Origin of the sequence: Vibrio splendidus 12E03 (assembly GCF_000272105.2) — a bacterium.
In the GTDB taxonomy this organism is placed as follows: domain Bacteria; phylum Pseudomonadota; class Gammaproteobacteria; order Enterobacterales; family Vibrionaceae; genus Vibrio; species Vibrio splendidus_I.
The window spans coordinates 1-21,063 of record NZ_AJZD02000084.1 but is presented as its reverse complement, the minus strand read 5'-3'; the positions used below and the strand labels follow the sequence as shown (position 1 = coordinate 21,063).

At 45.1% G+C, this 21,063-nt stretch carries 18 protein-coding genes; 3 read left to right on the top strand and 15 right to left on the bottom strand.

The genetic code is table 11. The annotated features are described in order from the left end of the window. Positions 1-32: 32 nt before the first annotated feature. The 5 genes from rplI to rnr all read right to left on the bottom strand — a co-directional run bounded on the left by rplI (position 33) and on the right by rnr (position 4,976). On the bottom strand, positions 33-485 hold the full coding sequence (gene rplI / locus A142_RS07655) for a 50S ribosomal protein L9 (RefSeq protein ID WP_010434182.1): 453 nt from the start codon (positions 483-485) through the stop codon (positions 33-35). Positions 486-523: 38 nt separating this feature from the next. Then, positions 524-751, bottom strand: coding sequence for a 30S ribosomal protein S18 (gene rpsR / locus A142_RS07650; protein WP_000090472.1), 228 nt, complete (start codon positions 749-751; stop codon positions 524-526). 113 nt (positions 752-864) lie between these two features. Further along, positions 865-1,254, bottom strand: coding sequence for a 30S ribosomal protein S6 (rpsF, locus tag A142_RS07645; protein ID WP_004741278.1), 390 nt, complete (start codon positions 1,252-1,254; stop codon positions 865-867). A 292-nt stretch (positions 1,255-1,546) separates the two neighbouring features. Then, positions 1,547-2,287, bottom strand: a complete 741-nt coding sequence (gene rlmB / locus A142_RS07640) for a 23S rRNA (guanosine(2251)-2'-O)-methyltransferase RlmB (RefSeq protein WP_019825660.1) — start codon at positions 2,285-2,287, stop codon at positions 1,547-1,549. Positions 2,288-2,474: 187 nt separating this feature from the next. Further along, positions 2,475-4,976, bottom strand: coding sequence for a ribonuclease R (rnr, locus tag A142_RS07635; protein ID WP_019825658.1), 2,502 nt, complete (start codon positions 4,974-4,976; stop codon positions 2,475-2,477). A 248-nt stretch (positions 4,977-5,224) separates the two neighbouring features. On the opposite strand from rnr, the gene A142_RS07630 reads away from it, so the two are divergent. Then, on the top strand, positions 5,225-6,634 hold the full coding sequence (locus tag A142_RS07630; RefSeq protein WP_029405670.1) for an amidohydrolase: 1,410 nt from the start codon (positions 5,225-5,227) through the stop codon (positions 6,632-6,634). 128 nt (positions 6,635-6,762) lie between these two features. Here the strand turns inward: A142_RS07630 and motX are convergent, their stop codons facing one another. Next, positions 6,763-7,398: a flagellar protein MotX gene (gene motX, locus A142_RS07625; RefSeq protein ID WP_019825654.1), complete on the bottom strand. Its 636-nt coding sequence runs from the start codon at positions 7,396-7,398 to the stop codon at positions 6,763-6,765. A 298-nt stretch (positions 7,399-7,696) separates the two neighbouring features. Continuing rightward, a complete protein-coding gene (locus A142_RS07620; RefSeq protein WP_010434108.1) occupies positions 7,697-9,013 on the bottom strand; it encodes an adenylosuccinate synthase in 1,317 nt (438 codons plus the stop codon). A gap of 172 nt (positions 9,014-9,185) precedes the next feature. On the opposite strand from A142_RS07620, the gene A142_RS07615 reads away from it, so the two are divergent. Beyond that, positions 9,186-9,374 carry a DUF2065 domain-containing protein gene (locus A142_RS07615; protein ID WP_010434105.1) on the top strand — a complete coding sequence of 63 codons (189 nt, stop codon included), beginning with the start codon at positions 9,186-9,188 and terminating at the stop codon, positions 9,372-9,374. 152 nt (positions 9,375-9,526) lie between these two features. Here A142_RS07615 and hflC read toward each other — a convergent pair whose 3' ends face one another. From hflC to tsaE, 8 genes are all read right to left on the bottom strand, one after another. Next, on the bottom strand, positions 9,527-10,504 hold the full coding sequence (gene hflC / locus A142_RS07610) for a protease modulator HflC (protein WP_019825652.1): 978 nt from the start codon (positions 10,502-10,504) through the stop codon (positions 9,527-9,529). A 2-nt stretch (positions 10,505-10,506) separates the two neighbouring features. Then, complete coding sequence (gene hflK, locus A142_RS07605; RefSeq protein WP_019825650.1) at positions 10,507-11,709, bottom strand: FtsH protease activity modulator HflK; 1,203 nt, start codon at positions 11,707-11,709, stop codon at positions 10,507-10,509. A gap of 27 nt (positions 11,710-11,736) precedes the next feature. Further along, positions 11,737-13,044 (bottom strand): ribosome rescue GTPase HflX, encoded by a 1,308-nt coding sequence (hflX, locus tag A142_RS07600; RefSeq protein ID WP_017059928.1) that lies wholly within the window; start codon positions 13,042-13,044, stop codon positions 11,737-11,739. Positions 13,045-13,088: 44 nt separating this feature from the next. Beyond that, on the bottom strand, positions 13,089-13,352 hold the full coding sequence (gene hfq / locus A142_RS07595) for an RNA chaperone Hfq (protein WP_017059927.1): 264 nt from the start codon (positions 13,350-13,352) through the stop codon (positions 13,089-13,091). Positions 13,353-13,545: 193 nt separating this feature from the next. Then, positions 13,546-14,478, bottom strand: coding sequence for a tRNA (adenosine(37)-N6)-dimethylallyltransferase MiaA (gene miaA / locus A142_RS07590; protein WP_019825647.1), 933 nt, complete (start codon positions 14,476-14,478; stop codon positions 13,546-13,548). A 98-nt stretch (positions 14,479-14,576) separates the two neighbouring features. Then, positions 14,577-16,793: a DNA mismatch repair endonuclease MutL gene (mutL, locus tag A142_RS07585; RefSeq protein WP_019825645.1), complete on the bottom strand. Its 2,217-nt coding sequence runs from the start codon at positions 16,791-16,793 to the stop codon at positions 14,577-14,579. A gap of 51 nt (positions 16,794-16,844) precedes the next feature. Then, positions 16,845-18,560: an N-acetylmuramoyl-L-alanine amidase gene (locus A142_RS07580; RefSeq protein ID WP_019825643.1), complete on the bottom strand. Its 1,716-nt coding sequence runs from the start codon at positions 18,558-18,560 to the stop codon at positions 16,845-16,847. After that, positions 18,554-19,018: a tRNA (adenosine(37)-N6)-threonylcarbamoyltransferase complex ATPase subunit type 1 TsaE gene (gene tsaE, locus A142_RS07575; protein ID WP_004735870.1), complete on the bottom strand. Its 465-nt coding sequence runs from the start codon at positions 19,016-19,018 to the stop codon at positions 18,554-18,556. The genes A142_RS07580 and tsaE overlap by 7 nt, the downstream gene beginning before the upstream one ends. Positions 19,019-19,258: 240 nt before the next feature. Here tsaE and queG point away from each other — a divergent pair, with 240 nt between their 5' ends. Continuing rightward, the gene (gene queG, locus A142_RS07570; RefSeq protein WP_029405669.1) at positions 19,259-20,401 is read left to right on the top strand and encodes a tRNA epoxyqueuosine(34) reductase QueG; all 1,143 of its coding nucleotides are present in this window, start codon (positions 19,259-19,261) and stop codon (positions 20,399-20,401) included. Positions 20,402-21,063: the final 662 nt, after the last annotated feature.

Genomic DNA, 21,063 nt, shown 5'->3' with positions numbered 1-21,063 from the left:
TTCAAAAGAAAGAATTCGTCTTGGTACTGAAATTACTCAGCTGCAACGATAGCGATTTTCGCAGTAGCAAAAACTTCAGAGTGAAGTTGGATGCTTACTTCGAATTCGCCGATGTTACGTAGAGCGCCTTCAGGTAGGCGTACTTCGCTCTTAGCTACTGCAACACCTGCCGCTGTAATAGCGTCAGCGATGTCACGAGTACCGATAGAACCGAATAGTTTACCTTCGTCACCAGCTTTAGAAGCGATTGTAACGCCTTCTAGAGTGTTAACGCTCTCTGCACGAGCTTCAGCAGCAGCTAGTTGCTCAGCAACTTTAGCTTCTAGTTCAGCACGACGAGTTTCGAACATAGCAACGTTGTCTTTAGTTGCCATAACTGCTTTACCCTGTGGGATAAGGAAGTTACGAGCGTAACCAGATTTAACGTTTACTTGGTCGCCAAGGCCACCTAGGTTACCGATCTTATCAAGTAGAATAACTTGCATTATCTTAGTCCTCTTAAACTATTATTAACTATTACCGATTACTGATGCTTGTCAGTGTACGGCAGTAGAGCTAGGTAACGAGAACGCTTGATAGCGCGAGCTAGTTGACGCTGGTACTTAGCGCTTGTACCAGTGATACGGCTAGGTACGATTTTACCAGCTTCAGTGATGTAGTTTTTAAGAGTTGCTACGTCTTTGTAGTCAATCTCTTGTACGCCTTCTGCAGTGAAACGGCAGAATTTACGACGACGGAAGAAACGAGCCATGGGCTATCTCCTGATCTTAAATTTAGTAAAGCGGTCTTTCACAATTATCGAAATAACTATCAATGACCTAAAACAAGTTGAGAATTTTTTTAAGGCGTTAAGCCAAAAAAGAATTACTCAGCAGCTGCTTCTGGTTTAGCTTCTGTACGCTCTTCGCGACGAGGAGCACGCTCTGCACGCTCTTCTTTTTGCTTAAGCATAATAGATTGCTCAGTCACAGCGCCTTTAGTGCGCATGATCATGTTACGTAGAACTGCATCGTTGAAACGGAAAGCAGTTTCTAGCTCGTCAATCACTTCTTGACCAGCTTCAACGTTCATAAGAACGTAGTGAGCTTTGTGAAGCTTGTTGATTGGGTAAGCCATTTGACGACGACCCCAGTCTTCTAGACGGTGGATAGTACCGCCAGCTTCAGTGATAGAACCAGTGTAACGCTCGATCATGCCAGCAACTTGCTCGCTTTGATCAGGGTGAACCATGAATACGATTTCGTAATGACGCATTTGGTTGCTCCTTACGGATTATTAGCTTCCACGAGTGGCCCGGTCGTCCAGAGGAAGCAAGGAACTAAAGATAAATGACCGAGTTTTAAGGACGGCAAATATTATAGAAAGAACCCTGTATTGGCAAGTGGTATTTGGCGAATAATGAAACAGTTTTCCTTTCGCCATCTAGCCATCTGTGATTCTGTCAATTTGTCACTCTATGCCCTAAAAACAAACGCCCACCAGCAAGTGGTGAGCGTTAATAAATTCATAGACTTAACGTCGTTTTGCCTTTTAACTCAGCTTAACGCTATTGAGCTAGGCGCTGACGTACCGCTTCGAACAGACAGATGCCTGATGCTACCGAAACGTTTAGGCTCGACACGCTGCCTGCCATTGGGATCTTAATTAGGTCATCACAGGTTTCACGCGTTAGACGACGCATACCGTCACCTTCTGCCCCCATAACAACCGCAAGAGGGCCTGTTAGCTTCGCTTGGTAGATATCATGCGTTGCTTCACCTGCCGTACCCACAAACCATACGCCCTGCTCTTGCAGTGCACGCATTGTGCGAGCTAGGTTGGTTACGCGCACGAGAGGAACCGTTTCAGCTGCGCCACACGCAACTTTGCTTACCGTTGCGGTTAACGGCGAAGAGCGATCTTTCGGTACGATAACAGCAGCGACACCTGCGGCATCCGCGTTACGTAGACAAGCGCCTAGGTTATGAGGGTCTGTTACGCCATCTAGAACCAACAGCAAAGGCTGTTCGTGCTGTGCTAGGATTTCGTCTAGGTGAGTTTCATTAAGCTGCTTAGCAGGCTTCACCTTAGCAATAAGACCTTGGTGATTCGCACCTTGTGCTTTTTCATCCAGCGGCTTACGACCCATCTGCTGAATCGACACACCAAACTGTTGCAGTTGGTTCAGTAATGGAAGAAGACGCTCGTCTTGGCGACCTTTCAATACATACGCTTCGATAAAACGTGCCGGATCTTTTTCTAGTACGGCTTTCACCGCGTGAATACCGTAAATAAATTCGTTACTCATTGTCTCAAATTACTCTTATTGCCCAAAGAAGAGTGACGTCAAACCGACGTATTCATCTCTGTATTGTTTATTTCGAGAGTATGCATCTTCCGCCTGATACTCTCGCATTTAGATACGCTCATATTAACTGAGTGAGGCGCTACAGCTGATTAGCACAGCGCCTTATTGACCTTAAGGTTTATCAGTCTTAAGACTTATCAGCCTTTGGCTTACGGGTTGCAGCACGCTTTTTCTTAGCACGTGCTTTAGCAGCACCGGTTTTGTTCGATGATTTTTTCTTCTTAGCTGGGCCTTCGCTGCTTCCATCAGGTCGCTTAGTTGGCTCAACCATAGGCTTCGCAGATACGCCCGGCTTATTACTCTTCACTGCTGAGCGCTTCTTGCTTTTCGCCTTTTTCATCGCTTCTGCTGCACGCTTCTTGGCTGTTTTGCCTTTACCACGCGGCTGACGATCGGTGTCTTCTAAGTCAAAGTCGATTTGACGAGTTTCTAAGTTAACCGCAGAAACCTTCACTTTAACCGAATCACCCAAGCGGTAGATATTACCAGAGCTTTCACCCACTAGACGCTGACCAACAGCATCAAATTGGTAGTAATCATTCGCTAGTGCTGAGATATGTACCAAGCCGTCAATGTGCAGCTCAGTTAGACGAACAAAGAAGCCAAAACCAGTCACGTTGGCAATTACACCATCCATCACTTCGCCGACATGGTCTTGCATGTATTCACACTTCAACCAGTCGTTCACTTCACGTGTTGCGTCATCAGCACGACGCTCAGTCATTGAACACTGCTCGCCGTAGAAGTCCATATCATCGAAAGTGTAGTGGTAACCACCGGTTGGCGTCCAACGTTCGCTGTTACGACCGCCTTCTTTCGCAATAAGGTACTTAATCGCACGGTGCAATAGCAAGTCAGGGTAACGACGAATCGGCGAGGTAAAGTGAGCATAGCGTTTAAGGGCTAAACCAAAGTGACCCGCGTTATCCGCGTTGTAGACCGCTTGCTTCATTGAACGAAGTAGCATGGTTTGGATTAACTCACGGTCTTCACGTTCATTAATCTGTTGCATCAATTGCGCGTAGTCGACTGGTGATGGTGACAGACCACCTTCCAGCGTTAAACCTAATTCACTTAAGAAGCTCTTGAAGCCCATTAGGCGCTCTTCGCCCGGAGTTTCGTGAACACGGTACAGAGCAGGCTCTTTCGCTTTTTCTACGTAAGATGCCGATGCGATGTTCGCAAGAATCATACATTCTTCGATGATCTTGTGTGCATCGTTACGGATTACTGGTTCAATACGGTCGATCTTACGATCCGCATTGAAGATGAATTTCGTTTCGACCGTTTCAAACTCAATCGCACCACGCTCATCACGCGTTTTCTTAAGTACTTTGTACATCTTATGCAGTTCTTCAAGATGCGGTACTTCTGGCTCGTAACGCTCGCGAAGTTCTTCATTGCCATCTAAGATTGCGCCTACTTTATTGTAAGTAAGACGAGCATGAGAATTCATTACTGCTTCGTAGTGCTTGTAGCCCGACAGTTTACCTTTGTCTGAGATAGTCATCTCACACACCATACATAAACGGTCGACTTGAGGGTTCAGTGAACATAAGCCGTTAGAAAGGACTTCTGGCAGCATTGGCACCACTTGTGACGGGAAGTATACCGAGTTACCACGGTTAATCGCTTCTTTGTCTAGCGCTGTATCAGGGCGAACGTAGTAACTTACGTCAGCAATCGCTACCCATAGGCGCCAGCCTCCGCCTTTCTTCGCTTCACAGTAAACGGCATCATCGAAGTCACGTGCATCTTCACCATCAATGGTAACTAATGGCAGTTTACGCAGGTCAACACGTCCTTCTTTTGCTTCCTCAGGAACATGCTCACCAAGGTTTTCGATTTGCTTATCTACCGCTTCAGGCCACTCTTGTGGGATCTGGTGAGTACGGATCGCAATTTGCGTTTCCATACCCGGCGCCATGTTCTCACCAAGAACTTCAGTGACTTTACCCATCATGTTACGAGAACGACCACCGCGATCCGTAATTTCAATCACAACCACATTACCCATTCGAGCACCGCCTTTATGCTCAGTAGGGATCTGAATATCATGACTAATACGTGAATCATCAGCAACTACGTAAGAATGACCGTACTCAAGGAAGAAACGCCCCACTAACGGAGTGGTACGCTCTTCAAGCACGCGAACCAAACGACCTTCACGACGACCACGCTTACTGTTGTCTGTAGGCTGAGCCAATACATAGTCACCATGCATGATGGTTTTCATCTGATGATGCGGCAGCACGATATCATTGTCTTTACCCACACTACCGTCTGGGCGAACCCAACCATGACCGTCTTTATGACCAATCACATAGCCTTTGATCAGCTCCATCTTCTCAGGCAATGCGTAGCACTGACGACGAGTAAAGATAAGCTGTCCATCACGCTCCATTGCACGTAAACGACGACGCAGCCCTTCATATTGTTCCTCTCCAGCAAGACCCAAAGCTTCGAATAGATCGTTGCGGTTCATCGGAATATTCGCGTCTGTTAAAAACGAAATAATGAACTCTCGGCTTGGTACTGGGTTATCGTAATTTTTCGACTCTCGGTCGGCAAAAGGATCAACAGTGGTTGTCGCTGTCGTGTTTTCTGACGTTGGTGTGTTTTTTGACATAGGCGGGCCTGCTTAAGCAAGGAAGGTATATACCCCTAGTATATCTGATGCTAGGGGTAAGCTACAGATATGCTTTAGAAAACACTCAAATAACCTCAGATTGATGCATATCTTCACTTTGTGAAACATCGCTTCATAGCTGCGGACTATCATCAGATTTTCAAGCAAACGATAAAACAAACGTTTGCGCCATGAATGAAATACACTATTATCCACGCACTTTACCAACTCCTGTTCTGAGTATTGATATGAAATTAAAACGCACCCTATTGGCTTCAGCTATGGCTAGCCTAGCGCTGTTCCCATTCGCAAGTTCTGCAATGGAAAAAGCTGACCTAATGATTACCGATGCGATGGTTCTCACCATGAATCAAGACAAAACGGTTTATGAGAGCGGTACAGTTGTCGTCAAAGACAACAAAATCATTGCAGTTGGTGATGCCTCATTAGAAAAGCAGTACCAGGCGAAGCAAGTGTTAGACGTTGATGGCGATATTGTGATGCCGGGTCTTATCAATACTCATACTCACGTATCGATGACGGTTTTCCGTTCACTGGCCGATGATGTGCCAGACCGCCTACACCGCTACATCTTCCCACTGGAGAAGAAGCTGGTATCGCGCGATATGGTGCGTATTGGTGCCAACCTAGGTAACGTTGAAATGGTAAAAGGCGGCGTGACAACTTACGCCGATATGTACTACTTCGAGGATGAAGTCGCAAAAACCGTCGATAAGATCGGTATGCGTGCCATCCTAGGTGAAACGGTGATTAAGTTCCCTGTAGCCGATGCGGCCAACGCCGAAGAAGGCATTAAGTACGCGTTGAACTTCATTGAAGAATACAAAGATCACCCACGTATCACGCCAGCATTTGCGCCACACGCTCCGTATACCAACACTACAGAGATCCTGCAGAAGATTTCTAAGCTGTCACTAGAGCTTGATGTGCCTGTAATGATTCACCTTGCCGAGTCGCACCGTGAAGAAGAGAAAATTGCAGAGCGCTCAGATGGTTTGTCTCCGGTTCAGTACATGGACAGCATCGGTGCACTAAACAAAAACCTTGTTGGTGCACACATGATCCTTGTTGACGACCATGACATCGAACTTGTGAAGAAATCGGATATGGGTGTGGCTCATAACATGAGTGCCAACATCAAATCGGCAAAAGGCGTATCACCAGCACTTAAGATGTATGACGAGAACGTGCGTATCGGTTTAGGTACTGATGGCCCAATGTCAGGTAACACACTGAGCACGATTGATGAGTTCAACCAAGTAGCTAAGGTTCACAAGCTAGTAAACAAAGATCGTGCAGCGATGCCGCCGATCAAAGTGATCGACATGGCAACCATGGGCGCAGCAAAAGCACTACACATGGAAGATAAGATCGGTTCTCTTGAAACAGGTAAGCTAGCGGACATCATTGTGATCGATACTAAGGCGCCAAACATGGTTCCAGTCTACAACCCATACTCAGCACTGGTGTACTCAGCTAACTCAGGCAATGTTCGTCACTCCATCGTTGATGGCAAGATCATCATGCAAGATCGCGACATGCTAACGGTAGACGAAGATAAGATTCGTCAAGAAGCACTCGATTTCACCAAGGTTGTTCGTGAAACGGTGATTGAGTCTGGTGAGTTGGTTCAATAAACTCGCAATCGAATAGCATGACCATCTAAACGTAAAAAGCCCCGCACTAACTAAATCAGGCGGGGCTTTTTAAGTCTTGTTTCCTGTAACAATGAGTGCAGGGATCATTACAGGTTTTTTGCTCGATCTTACCAGAACACGTCTCGACGTTTTGCTCGAGCAATGATGTTGTCTGGCATTCTCTGTTCTAGACCGCTACGAAGCACGGTGATACGCTTATGCTGCCTTTGATCCGCTGTTACCGAGTTATACAACCAACGGTAAGCATCTTCATAATCCAATGGGCTACCGTAGTCACGTAACAAGAGTTCCGCTAAGTGAATGCTCGCACTTAAGTTACCCATAGAGGCCGCTTCACGTAGATACGGAATCGCACGCTCTTGATCTTGTTGTACCAAAGTACCACGAGAGTAATAACGACCTAACTGCTCTAATGCAGCGGGTAAACCTTGATGTGCCGCGTTCTCCATATAGTAAAGGCCAAGCTCTACATCTTGTGGAACACATACACCCCAAGCCAACATATCACCGTATAAAAACTCATAAGAAGGCAAGCTAATACGCGTTGCACGAGCAACGATATCTTCAACTAACTGGCACTTATCAGCTTTCACTCGCTCTAGATGTTGATTATTTTCAATTAAATTAATCAGTTCAGCTTCTGTATATATTGGAACGGGCTCTCCCACATCAGCCAAATTTGCATGACTCAAGGGTGAGCTCAGCGCCATTATTAATGAAGCTGCCACAATTCGTAGCTTCATACCTGCACTCAATTATCTGTCGCTAAAGTTATCTATTTCTTATTGGCTACCGAGGCAGACACAAAAAAATAGGGTGAACTTCACTTTCCATGATATCTGTATCGGCAACAACCTTGATGGCTTTAGACAAAACTTGCCGCTAATGGGCAATATTTTGCCTGATGACGCTTAAAAGATCACCATCAAAGAGTGAGTGGCTAAATTGCAGGTATTAAAAAGCCAACTTAATAAAGTCGGCTTTTAGAAAACTATTTCATTATCAAAGCACTGTTCGTGCCTGGTAATCACTCAGCAGGCATTATGCACCGTATGGGTGAACCTTGATGATAGTTTCGTTACGATCTGGGCCAGTTGATACGATATCAATTGGAACGCCAGTTAGGTCTTCGATACGCTTAATGTAATCTAGAGCTGCTTGTGGAAGCGCGTCGATAGATTTAGCACCAAATGTGTTTTCAGACCAACCAGGCATTGTTTCGTAGATTGGCGTCGCTTCTTCGAATGACTCAGCAGCCATTGGAGAAACTTCTAGGATAGAACCATCTTTCATCTTGTAACCAGTACAGATTTTTAGTTCTTCTAGGCCATCTAGAACGTCTAGTTTAGTTAGACACATACCAGATAGAGAGTTGATTTGGATTGCACGACGCATAGCAACAGCATCGAACCAACCAGTACGACGTAGACGACCAGTTGTTGCGCCAAACTCGTGACCAACATCGCCTAGGTGTTTACCAACTGGGTCTTGCTTCTCAAGGCCATCGTATAGCTCAGTAGGGAATGGACCTGAACCAACACGAGTACAGTAAGCCTTAGTAATACCAAGGATGTAACCGATGTGACGAGGACCGAAACCAGAACCTGCAGCAACACCACCAGCAGTCGTGTTAGAAGACGTTACGTATGGGTAAGTACCGTGATCGATATCTAGTAGCGTACCTTGAGCACCTTCGAACATGATCTTGTCGCCGCGCTTACGTGCTGCGTCTAGTTCGTCAGTTACGTCGATAACCATCGCAGTTAACATGTCTGCGTAGCTCATCGCTTGCTCAAGAACTTCTTCGTAGCTTACTGTTTCAGCTTTGTAGAAGTGCTCTAGTTGGAAGTTGTGGAACTCCATAACTTCTTTTAGCTTCTCAGCAAATGCTTCTTTATCGAAAAGGTCACCAACGCGTAGACCGCGACGAGCAACTTTATCTTCGTAAGCTGGACCGATACCACGACCCGTTGTACCGATAGCTTTAGCGCCACGAGCGATTTCACGCGCGTTGTCGATTGCAATGTGGTACGGAAGAATTAGAGGACAAGCTTCAGAGATGAAAAGACGTTCACGTACTGGAATACCGCGATCTTCAAGAGGCTTCATTTCTTTTAGAAGTGCGTCAGGCGATAATACTACACCGTTACCAATAACACATTTAACGTTATTACGTAGGATGCCTGATGGAATTAAGTGAAGAACGGTTTTTTCACCGTCAATTACAAGTGTGTGACCTGCATTGTGACCGCCTTGGTAGCGAACCACGTATTTTGCATCTTCAGTTAAAAGGTCAACGATTTTACCTTTACCTTCATCACCCCATTGGGTGCCTAGAACGACTACGTTATTTCCCATCTTTCCAATTTCTGTTGCTAATTAAAAATGGATTCTAGCACTGAATCACACTTCTTGCAGTCACTTTTTGTTCATAAACGTTAACGCTGTACAAAAATAAACCACTCATAACTGGGAGCAGATGTGTAAAGATACTGATATCATTGCTTTTTTACAGACAAAAGGCAGAACCATGTCTCAATCAATTTGGCTCGCTATTGGGCTCGTACTTATTGTTGAAGGGCTTGGCCCCTTGATTGCACCCAATGGCTGGAGAAACATGGTCGCACAACTGAGCGAGCAACCAGACACGCAACTGCGCCGCATTGGAGGCTGTCTTGTAGTGGCTGGAGCGGTTATCGCTTTCATGACCTACCGTTAGGTTTTCCAAAGCACGGAGCTGTTACTCAATCTCCCTCGAAAATTCAATGGTCAATATTCAACGCATAGAAAACAAAAAGGCTCCCACAATGGGAGCCTTTTAAGTTTTAACGTATTTTGCTTATTGAGCTAAGCATTCGCTAACGCATCAGCTTATTTTGCTGGAGCGCCGCTTGCTTGATTCATGTATTGGAAGAAGTCTGTCTTCGGATCCAGTACTAGAATGTCACTCTTATCGCTAAATGATGTCTCATAAGCTTGCAATGAACGCATGAAGCTGTAGAACTCAGCATCTTTGCTGAACGCATCAGAGTAGATCTTCGCTGCTTCTGCATCCGCATCACCACGAGTGATTCGAGCTGTACGGTCAGCTTCAGCAAGAACTGTTGCCACTTCTAGCTCAGCTTGAGCACGGATAACTTCCGCTTTCTCACGACCTTGAGAACGGTGTCTACGAGCAACCGATTCACGTTCTGCACGCATACGGCGGTAGATAGATTCACTGATTTCGTCAGGAAGGTTAATCTTCTTCATACGGAAATCAACAACTTCAACACCTAAATCAGCCATCGCACTTTCTGCCGTTCCAGACAAAACGTTTTCCATGATCTTATCGCGTTCGCCATCAACTTCTAGTGCTTCTGCAGCCGCTACCGTTGTGACGACTTCGCTATCAGCAGAGTCTGGCAGGATGTCCTTATTACGAGGGCCTGACACAATCTGCTTAATTTCACGAGAACCAATTTCAGAACGAAGAACATCTGTCACTTTACGCTCAAGAAGTGCTTCTGCCGTCATGATATTACCGCCACCGGTACTCAGATAGAAACGTCCAAAATCAGCAATACGCCATTTTGCGTAAGTATCAATTAGAACGTCTTTTTTCTCTGATGTTACGAAACGGTCAGAACGGCCATCCATCGTTTGAATACGAGCATCAAGTACTTTTACGCGATCAAACATCGGTAGTTTAAAGTGCAGACCTGGTTCATAGATTCGTGATACGCCGTTGTCGTCGAGAACTCGACCAAAACGAATTACCATGCCACGCTCGCCTTCTTGAATCACAAACAGTGACATCAATAGAAGAGCAATCGTCACAACTAATACAGGGATCATTAATTTACGCATTATTAGTATCTCCCTTGGCGTGAACTGTCTGAGCGAGTTTGAGTACTAGGCTTAGGATCCGCTTGAGTTTCTAACTCAATTTGATCGTAAGTTGATGATGCTTTTGCAGGGCGAGTGCCCGACTGAGAACCACCTTGTGCGCCTAGCTTATCAATTGGTAGGTATAGCAAGTTACCGCTTGATTCAGAATCAATCAGGACTTTCGATGTGCTTGAGTACACTTTTTCCATTGTATCTAGGTACATACGGTTACGTGTTACTTCAGGAGCAGCTTGGTATTCAGGTAGCAGTTTCTCGAATTGAGCAACTTGACCTAGAGCACCATTAACTGTGCGCTCTGAGTAACCTACCGCTTCTTTCTTCAAACGCTCAGCTCGACCTGTTGCTTTTGGAAGAATGTCATTTCGGTAAGCTTCAGCTTCACGCTCGAAACGCTCTTCATCCTCACGAGCCGCGATAGCATCATCAAATGCATCTTTCACTTGCTCAGGTGGACGTGCTGACTGGAAGTTCACGTCAACAATCAGAATACCCATGTCGTAGCTATCAATAATACGGTTCAACGTTTCTTGAGTGCTTTGACGAATCTGCTGACGACCACTTGTCAGGATACTATCCATTAGTGAGTCACCAATTACCGCACGAAGAGCAGAATCGGTTGCTTGGCGTAAACTGTCGTCTGCATTCGTTACACGATACAAGTACTTGTATGGGTCAGAAACACGGTATTGAACACCCATTTCAACAGTCACAACGTTTTCATCTTTCGTTAGCATCGTGCCAGCAGCACGTAGAGAACGAATCGCTTGAACGTTTACTAGTTGCTCATCTTTGATTTCATCGATGAAGCGTGGGTGCCAGTTAAGACCAGGTTCTTCGATACGGTCGAACTGACCCAGTCGAAGTACTACTGCTCTTTCTGCTTCGCCAACGGTGTAGAAACCAGCGAAGAACCAGATAGCAATAGCAATAACGGCAATGACACCAAAGCCAATTGCACCGCCACCGCCAATAGATGGCCCGTTACCGTTGCCACCCTTTTTACCAAACTTGCCACCTAACTTTTGACTTAGTTTACTAAACACTTCGTCTAGATCTGGCGGTCCTTGATCTCGGCCGCCGCGATTATTTTTATTACCCCAAGGGTCATTATCGCGGCCGTTATTATCGCCGTTGTTGTTATTTCCAGGCTCATTCCACGCCATTAGAAAGCTCCATCATTTGATATGACGTTATACTGTAGCAGTCTCTTTGGTAACGATAAAGTCACCTAAGAGCGCCCCTTCTCTTTTTTCAAGTTTAGACCAATCTATTTGTTGCATTCGGATATCTATCAACAAGTTACCATTTTCATCATACTCTTCCTGTTGAATACATTTCATCTCGAAGAATAAGCTGCGAATACGGCCCTGATGTTGATGTGGAATACACAACCGGAATTGAACCATCTGGCTAGCTAAACGCTCAGTTAAAGCTTCAAACAGCAGTTCAATACCTTCTCCTTCCATTGCAGAAACCCAAACAGCGCGAGGTGCGCCCTCTTCGTCTCTTTCAATTCGAGGTTTTTGGTCTTCCATGCAGTCAATTTTGTTCATGACTACAAGGGTTGGCACTTCATGAGCATCAATTTCTTCTAATACTTCATGAACAGCCTGAATGTTCTCACGAAAACGGTCATCACTGGCATCAACAACATGTAACAAAATGTCAGCTTCCTGCGTCTCTTGTAATGTTGCCTTGAACGCAGCGACCAAGTCGTGTGGTAGATGACGGATAAAACCTACGGTATCTGCGAGAATTGCAGGCCCGACATCTGCCAAATCAATCTTACGTAGTGTTGGGTCTAGAGTTGCAAACAGTTGGTCTGCCGCATAAACACCAGCACTTGTGATGCGATTGAAAAGTGTTGATTTCCCTGCGTTGGTATAACCAACCAAAGAAATTGTTGGGATTTCAGCTCGATTACGAGCACGTCGTCCTTGTTCACGCTGCTTAGCGACTTTCGCTAAACGACGTAGTATTGCCTTTATACGGTCACGCAACAAACGTCGATCGGTTTCCAGCTGAGTTTCACCTGGACCACGAAGACCAATACCACCTTTCTGCCTTTCAAGGTGAGTCCAACCACGAATCAATCGAGTAGAGATATGACGAAGCTGAGCGAGCTCAACTTGTAGCTTACCTTCATGAGTTCGCGCACGTTGTGCAAAGATATCTAAGATCAAACCCGTGCGATCAATCACACGACATTTACACAATTGCTCGAGATTTCGCTCTTGGGCAGGAGAGAGGGAGTGGTTAAAAATCACAATTTCAGCACCGGTTAGCTGAACAGCTTGTGCGATTTCTAGGGCTTTACCTTCTCCAACGTAGTATTTAGGGAGTGGGGATTGTCGGCTACCAGTAATCACTTGTAGCGTTTCTACCCCCGCTGAGGAGACCAGCATTTCACATTCGCTTAGGTCTTCCCATTCTCCCTCTTGCGTGAAGTTGATATGAACAAGTACGGCTCGCTCGCCGGATTCATAACGGTCAAACAAGCAGCCAACTCCTTATTACAGCGCAAGCTGTATCAATTGAACGATTAATCTTCAGTCTTCTCTGGACGATCAGATGGCGTGCGTTGCTCGCCGCTGTGGTGACTCACTGCGCGAGCAGGTACCACAGTAGAAATCGCATGCTTGTAAACCATTTGGTTTACTGTGTTCTTCAATAAGATCACGAATTGATCGAAAGACTCGATCTGACCTTGCAGCTTAATGCCGTTAACAAGATAGATAGAGACTGGAATGCGCTCACGACGGAGTGCATTTAGGAATGGGTCTTGTAGCGATTGCCCCTTAGCCATTTTATTTTCCTTATTTGTATTTTGTTGTAATTATTTAGCTAGTGGTGCACAAAAAGGTGCGGCCTTTGCATCTGAGCTAAATGAATAAAAAAACTCCGTTGTTATTGAAAGGCTGTGATTTTTTAAAAGCCTCAATAACGGATCCTTTCCAGAGTATATTCACGCAAAAGCGATCACATTATACACAGCAATACTAATCAGATGCTATTGCATCTGAAAGAGTTTCTAACGCTTGATCAATGTTTTCGCTATCTAACCAAGTTAAATCATCCCAACTGCGCAACCAGGTGATTTGTCGCTTGGCCAACTGACGGGTTGCACAGACACCACGGAAAACCGCTTCGTCTAAATCACAATTACCGTCTAAATAATCCCACATCTGCCTATAACCAACGCATCGGATCGATGGCAGTTCAGGGTGAAGATCTTCTCTGGCGTACAACGCCTTCATTTCATCTTCAAATCCCGCTTCTATCATCTTCTCGAAACGCAGCTCAATGCGGCGATGGAGTTCAGTCCTTTCCTTGGGAGCTATTGCAAATTGTTTTACACGAAATGGCAGGCTATCGCCTTTCGTTTGAGTTAGCTTTGTTAATGTTTTACCCGAAATTCGGTAAACTTCCAATGCCCTTGAAAGCCTTTGTGGATCATTTGGGTGTATTCTTTCAGCGGATACGGGATCTATCTCTCTTAATTGATCGTGCAATGCCTGCCAACCTTGTTCGATAGATTCCGCTTCAATCTGCTTACGAATCTCTTGATCCGCTGCGGGTAAAGGCGACAAACCTTCTAACAATGCTTTGTAGTACAGCATTGTGCCACCAACCAGTAACGGGATTTTGCCTTCCGCTACAATCTTGTTCATTTCATTGATCGCATCACGACGAAAATCTGCCGCAGAATACGCTTCGCTTGGATCCAAAATATCAATCAAGCGATGAGGCGCGAGCGCAAGCTCTTCCGCATCCGGTTTAGCGGTACCAATATCCATGTCTTTGTAGATAAGTGCCGAATCGACGCTGATGATCTCTACAGGGTATTTCTGACGTAAGCGGATAGCTAAATCTGTTTTGCCTGACGCCGTTGGGCCCATTAAAAACAACGCTAAAGGTAATTTTTCAGTCATGATATTTTGTATTTGCTTCTCTGTTTTAGCGCTTTTTAGCAAAGGGCTTTTGTGTCGCGACGTATTCAGCTAAAAAGACAAATGTCGTCGCGAAAAAATTAAACCGTAAACGCGGCAATGGTCGCTGAAAAGTCGATAGGATTAACAAACTCAGGATCATCTAATGGAAGTAGACCATGCCAAAGTTGTTCAAGTTCCCCAACTAGTTGAACCGCTTCAGATAAAGTGTAGTCGCTTTTTACTTGTGCGGTTTGAATCCCGATCCAGTTAACCAATGATGGCAACAGGTCACTGGAAACATTAGCCGAGTGATTATCGACAATCTGAGCATTTAATAAAGCCGCGTAAGATAACAGATCTGGGATCAGAATTTGTAAGTTTTGCTGCCTTAAAGGAGAAGGTACGCCCATCACCATTACCGCTTCGTTATTCCTAGCTTTAAGCTCGATACCAAGCACGGACAGCATTGGACTTAGCGCCTTAGCGACACCGACTAAATCAGCGCCTAATTTGATTGATAAAGGCACCAACAGCGGCTGGCTTTTTAACGCCCCTTCTCGAGTATCAAGCTGACCAACAACACGCAATAACTCAGCCTTAGCCAAAGAAACCAACACACTGCCGTTCTTATTGCCCATTACCAAATACTGGCGTTCCACTACCGAGACTGCTTTGCCCAAGTCCGTTACAGGTGCTCTTGGCTTCAAGTTAACGGGATTCTGTTGAGCAGGCTTAGCTTCGATATTTTCTATATTTTCTATATTTTCTATATTTTCTATGTTGTCTCTGGTTTCTACTGGTACCACGTGCTCTTGAGGAGATGATGGCTGTACAACTTGATCATCAAAATCAGGCGTTTTCAGAAGCTCTTTATAAGCTTTCACTTCTCGCTTAGATGGCGCGGGTTCACCATGATGCTGGTATTGCTCTTTCTCTTTTTTAGGTTCAGGTCGAGACTCTATCCACTCTTGGCGAGGAGAACCGGTAAAACTGCTTTCACTAGCAGACGAGCTTCGGCCAGCAGATGAACTTGAGCTGGTTGATGGAGCATAGTGTCGCCCACCATCATTAACTCTGTGTTGAGGCTTATCAAAAGCGTGCTCTGATTCTGCTTTTCTCGGGTAGGCAGGCGTTTGCTCAATAGCGTGTCGCACCCTATCCGAAACTTGGGTTTGATCCGAACTGCTAGGCATTACGCTTTCTGGCTCAGCGAAACTCGCAACACCATCAACTGCAGAGCTCGTACTATCTTGCTGATGATGAATCACGTCTGATTGATGAAAAGCAGACTGATTGATTGGCGCAGCATCGATTTGCTTACTTTGTGCCAAACCATCGCTCAATGCTTGGTAAATAAAATCATGCACAAGGCGCGCTTGATGAAAACGTACTTCGTGTTTTGCAGGGTGAACATTCACGTCCACCTGATGCGGGTCAAGTTCAATGAACAACACATACGTCGCGAATTGGTCTGGACGCAGGCTGGTTTCGTAGCTTTGACGAATCGCATGATTGATCAGCTTGTCACGCATCATACGACCATTCACATAGCAGTATTGCAGGTCGCTTTGTTGTCTTGCTCCTTCAGGCGTGGTGATCCAGCCATGAAGTTTTAGGCCTTGATGTTCTAGCTCGATCTTAAGCATATGACGAACAAAAGGATTGCCACATACCGCAGCAATTCGTTTCTCGGCTTGAGCCTCTGTCTTAGCAGCGCGGTACTGACGAATCATTTTACCGTTATGGCGCAGATTGATCGTCACATCGAAACGGCTCAATGCGATGCGTTTAAGCAGTTCATCGATATGCGTGAATTCGGTTTTCTCGGTGCGTAAGAACTTGCGGCGTGCTGGCGTATTGAAGAACAGATCCAACACCTCAACCGAAGTACCAATAGGGTGCGCCGCAGGCTGCAGTTTGACCTGCATATCACGACCTTCACTGTGTGCTGCCCAAGCTTGATCTTGAGTGGCAGGACGTGAAGTCATGGTTAAGCGCGCAACAGAGCTAATACTCGCCAGCGCTTCACCACGGAAACCGAGGCTGACGATCGCCTCTAGGTCATCAAGGGTATGGATCTTAGAGGTCGCATGGCGGCTCAGTGCTAAGGCAAGCTCATCTTTGACGATGCCCTTACCATTGTCACGAACGCGGATCATCTTAGCGCCACCTTTCTCGATATCAATATCGATACGTGTGGCACCTGAATCCAAACTGTTCTCAACCAACTCTTTTACAACAGAAGCGGGTCTTTCTACCACCTCACCCGCTGCGATTTGGTTAGCTAACCGAGCTGGCAGTATTTTGATCGTCATATTTATAGCTACCTTACTGCCACTGATGGAAACATGTCTGCGTTAAAAAGCTTATTTGTGCGGAATAATCAACACCTGACCCACCGCTAGGCTGTCAGATCGTAACTTATTCGCTTGGCGAATACTGTTGACGCTCACGCCGTATTTGGAAGCAATCTTACCTAGGTAGTCACCTCTTGCGACTTTATGTTTGCGCAGAGGTACGTCTTTCACTTCAACCGTAATACGTAGCTTCTGGCCTACTCTCACGGTTTCAGACTTCAAACGGTTCTCACGTTTAATATCAGCCACCGACACTTTATAGCGGCTGGCGATCTTACCTAGGTACTCTCCAGACTTAACCGTGTGAGTTATGGTTTTCGTTTTAGCCGCACTGCTTGATGATGAACTTGAAGTGCTGCCTGGAATCTTAAGTACTTGGCCAATTGCTAGGCTGCTCGATTTCAGATTGTTGAGTTTCATCAAGGTCTGCGTCGACGTACCATACTTGCTCGCAATCACAGACAAAGACTCACCACGAGACACTTTATGTTGGCTCACGCTACCCGTTGATGACGTTGCATTAGACAAGATAATCCCTTCAGGCGGGTTAGCCTTCAAATACTTAACGACCGCTTTAGTCACAGCACGAGCCAGCTTGTCTTGGTGCGAACGTTGGAAAAGCAACTTCTCTTCGGTTGGGTTTGAAATAAAGCCCGTTTCTACCAGTACCGATGGGATCTGTGGTGAACGTAATACCGCCAAACTGGTATTGATTGGTTTACTGTTATGCAGTTTCGCAACCTTACCCATCTCAGACAGAATGGTTGTTGCAAGTTTATAGCCCTCTTTTTGAGAGTGGCTGAACTGCAGATCAAGCAAGGTTTGGTTTACGTTCTTATCATCAATATTGCCTGTAAAAGCCGCACCGCTGCCACCGAGTAATTCAGACTGTTTCTCTTTGTTCTCGATCCATCGAGAGATCTCGGTATTTGCGCGTCGAGTGTTCAACACAAACACCGAACCACCTCTTGGTTGAGGGGTAGTAAAAGCATCGGCGTGAATAGAAATAAACAGATGAGCTTCGTTTTCACGCGCAATCGCGACACGTCGATTTAGGTTCACAAAATAGTCAGCATTACGAGTCATACGAGTTTTGATCCCCGGAATCGCATTCAATTGAGCTGCTAACTTCTTAGAAATACTCAGAGTCGCATTCTTCTCATATTTACGAGATGGACCGATTGAGCCAGGATCTTCACCGCCGTGGCCAGGGTCAATCACGATCAAAATGTCTTTCTGACGTTTAACCTGATTAATATTCTTACTTACCGTTGGCTTACTCGGCGTCGATGTCGCTTTATTTGCCGCACCATGAGGTAAGTCGATCACCAAACGGTGTCCATACTGACCACCCGGAGTCGGGCTCAGTTTGAACAACTCCGCTTTAGACGACTTCTTTAACTCAAAAACCAAGCGATAGGTGTTTTTGTCTGGCGGTGAGCTCTTACGAATCTTAGATAGAACAGGGCTATCTTTCACCACGACCGGTAGCTTAGTCGCAAGACTGGTATTTTTTAAATCAACCACTAAACGACTCGGGCTACTCAGGGTGAAATAGCTAAAGTCCGCTTCTGATTTTAAGTCGATAACCACACGAGTTTCTTCTGGAGAAGGCCAAACCCTTAAACTTTTCAGGGAGTTTGCAGAAACAAGTGAAGAAAACAGTATAGAAAAAACAGCAGCCATCATGGCCACTGTTGAAATAAGGCGTCTAGAAATCAACATAACTCCAACTGACTAAGTAAGCGCTGTCCGTATTCACTATTAGCGGTTAAAGAAACAATACGGTGATCGTCTTGGTAACGAATATCAATATCCAAATCGGCTTCTGGTAGCATCCCATAACCTTTCTCAGGCCATTCAACCAAACAGATAGCATCCGGAGTAAAGTAGTCACGAATTCCCATGAACTCCAATTCTTCAGGATCGGCTAGGCGATAAAGGTCAAAGTGGTACACCTGCCAATCGGCAAGTTGATAAGGTTCAACTAGAGTATACGTTGGGCTCTTTACATTCCCTTGATGGCCAAGTGCTTTTACAAAGCCACGACTGAAGGTCGTTTTACCTGCGCCAAGATCACCATGCAGATAAATAGTCGTCTGCTGTGAGCAAAGATTAGAAAGCTCCGTTCCTAATTGAATCGTTGCTTGTTCATCTTTCAAAGTAAATTGTTTCGTGCTCATGAATACGTTCTCTAAAAATCGATCGTTGACTATATAAAAATCAAAAGAACAAGAATAGTAAACCGTGATGCTTTTGGGAGACAAGCACTCAAGTGTAAGTTCTATGAAAAATACTGCTCAAAACGCGTCTGTTCTGGTCAACACCACTAAGATCCGTTAAGATCCGCCCCCATTTTTGCCGAACCTAATTTTAATTAGCCTTATCTCTAATTGTAAAACAGAGAAAATAAGAATTAAGCCATGAATCTAGACCATCTTGCTGAAAAAATTAAAATCTGGGGAAAAGAGCTAGGCTTTCAAAAAGTTGGCATCTGCGATGTTGATTTAAGTGAACACGAAGCCCCTCTTCAAGCATGGCTAGATGCGGGTCACCACGGCGAAATGGATTGGATGGCTCGACATGGGATGATGCGTGCCCGTCCTGATGAACTTCACCCTGGTACAATTCGAGTGATCAGCGCTCGAATGAACTACCTACCACCGGAAGCTCAGTTTGCCTCTAACCTAAGCGATACTACTCAAGGCTACATCAGCCGCTATTCTTTAGGCCGCGACTATCACAAATTGTTCCGTAACCAGTTGAAAAAGCTGGGACAAAGAATTGAAAAAGAGGTCGAAGATTTAGACTCACGACCTTTCGTTGATTCAGCGCCTATTTTGGAAAGACCGCTCGCGCAGAAAGCCGGGTTGGGTTGGACAGGTAAACACTCATTAATTCTTGATAAAGACGCTGGCTCTTGGTTCTTTCTAGGGGAGCTGCTAGTTAACATCCCTCTTCCAACGGATGAACCCAGTGTCGATGAGTGCGGCAAATGCACCGCATGTATCACTTCTTGCCCAACGGGTGCCATTATTGCTGATGGCGTGGTTGATGCGCGCAAATGTATTTCGTACTTAACCATTGAATATGATGGTGTGATCCCTGAAGAATATAGAGATGCCATTGGTAACCGTATCTACGGTTGCGATGATTGTCAGTTAGTTTGCCCGTGGAATCGTCATGCCGAACTCACAGAGCAAACAGACTTTCACCGCAGAGAAGATTTCCAAGAAGCAGATCTTGTCTCCCTTGCAAGTTGGGACGAAGCAACCTTTCTGAAGAAAATGGAAGGTTCAGCAATAAGACGCATTGGTCACACCCAATGGTTACGCAATATTTTCGTCGTGATGGGCAATGCTCCGTATCAACAACGTATTGTTGAAACGCTTGAGTCTCATCGAGGGGAAAGTGACTTACTAGACGTTCACATTGAGTGGGCTTTGCAAAAACAACTACAGCAGTTACCCAACTCAAATAACGTGCAAGAAGGCAGCAGCAAAATCGCCACTAAAAAGCACAGATTGATACGTATTGTTGAGAAAGGCCTTCCAAGAGATGCCTAGCCCTTTAAGTATCAAGGATTGCCTCGTTACACCACATCAGCAGTCCAATATTTAAGACAACCCGTTGCACATAATTTTAGAACAATGTTTGACCTTGTTCTCAATTTTAACAATGTGGAAAAAATTCAGAACTCTCGTAAACTTCCGACACCCGCACAAAGTTAAACACAGTACCGATAAATGATTAAGATCAAAAAACAACAAGTTAACGATCTTTTATCAAATTCAAGATAAGCATTCAACTTGATAAAAAACAACAAGTTACGATCGCCACAATTCAGCTAATATATTGAAAAAAAGAAAGATCTTTTAGGGATATGTAAAGAATTAAGACTGAAATAACTTTATCAACCAAGTTATCCACACTTAACACTTTGTGGATAAGTCTGTTTATAGATATGAAAAACCTCAAGTACCTGCTTCAGAGACCTGATGTTTACTAGCATTCCAGTTGCTAAGAAAAATTTAAGACAAAAAAATATCCACCATGATGGAGGATTATTTGCTTTTTGGGGGGATTATGCTTCGCAGCATTAAAGAAAGAGCGTGACCCTTAAGGTCGCCTTTAAACTCTGTGATCTAAAGAAAAACACGGTGGTTTAAAGAGTCTTAATAGCTTTTTAGAAGAAAGCTGGAGCGATACATCGGGTTCGAACCGATGA

What these genes read in the sequence shown, in the direction of transcription:
- hfq (WP_017059927.1), bottom strand. Translation starts at nt 13,352, where the DNA reads ATGGCTAAGGGGCAATCGCTACAAGACCCATTCCTAAATGCACTCCGT.
- motX (WP_019825654.1), bottom strand. Translation starts at nt 7,398, where the DNA reads ATGAAGCTACGAATTGTGGCAGCTTCATTAATAATGGCGCTGAGCTCA.
- A142_RS07615 (WP_010434105.1), top strand. Translation starts at nt 9,186, where the DNA reads ATGTCTCAATCAATTTGGCTCGCTATTGGGCTCGTACTTATTGTTGAA.
- hflC (WP_019825652.1), bottom strand. Translation starts at nt 10,504, where the DNA reads ATGCGTAAATTAATGATCCCTGTATTAGTTGTGACGATTGCTCTTCTA.
- rplI (WP_010434182.1), bottom strand. Translation starts at nt 485, where the DNA reads ATGCAAGTTATTCTACTTGATAAGATCGGTAACCTAGGTGGCCTTGGC.
- miaA (WP_019825647.1), bottom strand. Translation starts at nt 14,478, where the DNA reads ATGACTGAAAAATTACCTTTAGCGTTGTTTTTAATGGGCCCAACGGCG.
- mutL (WP_019825645.1), bottom strand. Translation starts at nt 16,793, where the DNA reads ATGACGATCAAAATACTGCCAGCTCGGTTAGCTAACCAAATCGCAGCG.
- rnr (WP_019825658.1), bottom strand. Translation starts at nt 4,976, where the DNA reads ATGTCAAAAAACACACCAACGTCAGAAAACACGACAGCGACAACCACT.
- queG (WP_029405669.1), top strand. Translation starts at nt 19,259, where the DNA reads ATGAATCTAGACCATCTTGCTGAAAAAATTAAAATCTGGGGAAAAGAG.
- tsaE (WP_004735870.1), bottom strand. Translation starts at nt 19,018, where the DNA reads ATGAGCACGAAACAATTTACTTTGAAAGATGAACAAGCAACGATTCAA.
- A142_RS07630 (WP_029405670.1), top strand. Translation starts at nt 5,225, where the DNA reads ATGAAATTAAAACGCACCCTATTGGCTTCAGCTATGGCTAGCCTAGCG.
- A142_RS07580 (WP_019825643.1), bottom strand. Translation starts at nt 18,560, where the DNA reads ATGTTGATTTCTAGACGCCTTATTTCAACAGTGGCCATGATGGCTGCT.
- A142_RS07620 (WP_010434108.1), bottom strand. Translation starts at nt 9,013, where the DNA reads ATGGGAAATAACGTAGTCGTTCTAGGCACCCAATGGGGTGATGAAGGT.
- hflK (WP_019825650.1), bottom strand. Translation starts at nt 11,709, where the DNA reads ATGGCGTGGAATGAGCCTGGAAATAACAACAACGGCGATAATAACGGC.
- rpsR (WP_000090472.1), bottom strand. Translation starts at nt 751, where the DNA reads ATGGCTCGTTTCTTCCGTCGTCGTAAATTCTGCCGTTTCACTGCAGAA.
- rpsF (WP_004741278.1), bottom strand. Translation starts at nt 1,254, where the DNA reads ATGCGTCATTACGAAATCGTATTCATGGTTCACCCTGATCAAAGCGAG.
- rlmB (WP_019825660.1), bottom strand. Translation starts at nt 2,287, where the DNA reads ATGAGTAACGAATTTATTTACGGTATTCACGCGGTGAAAGCCGTACTA.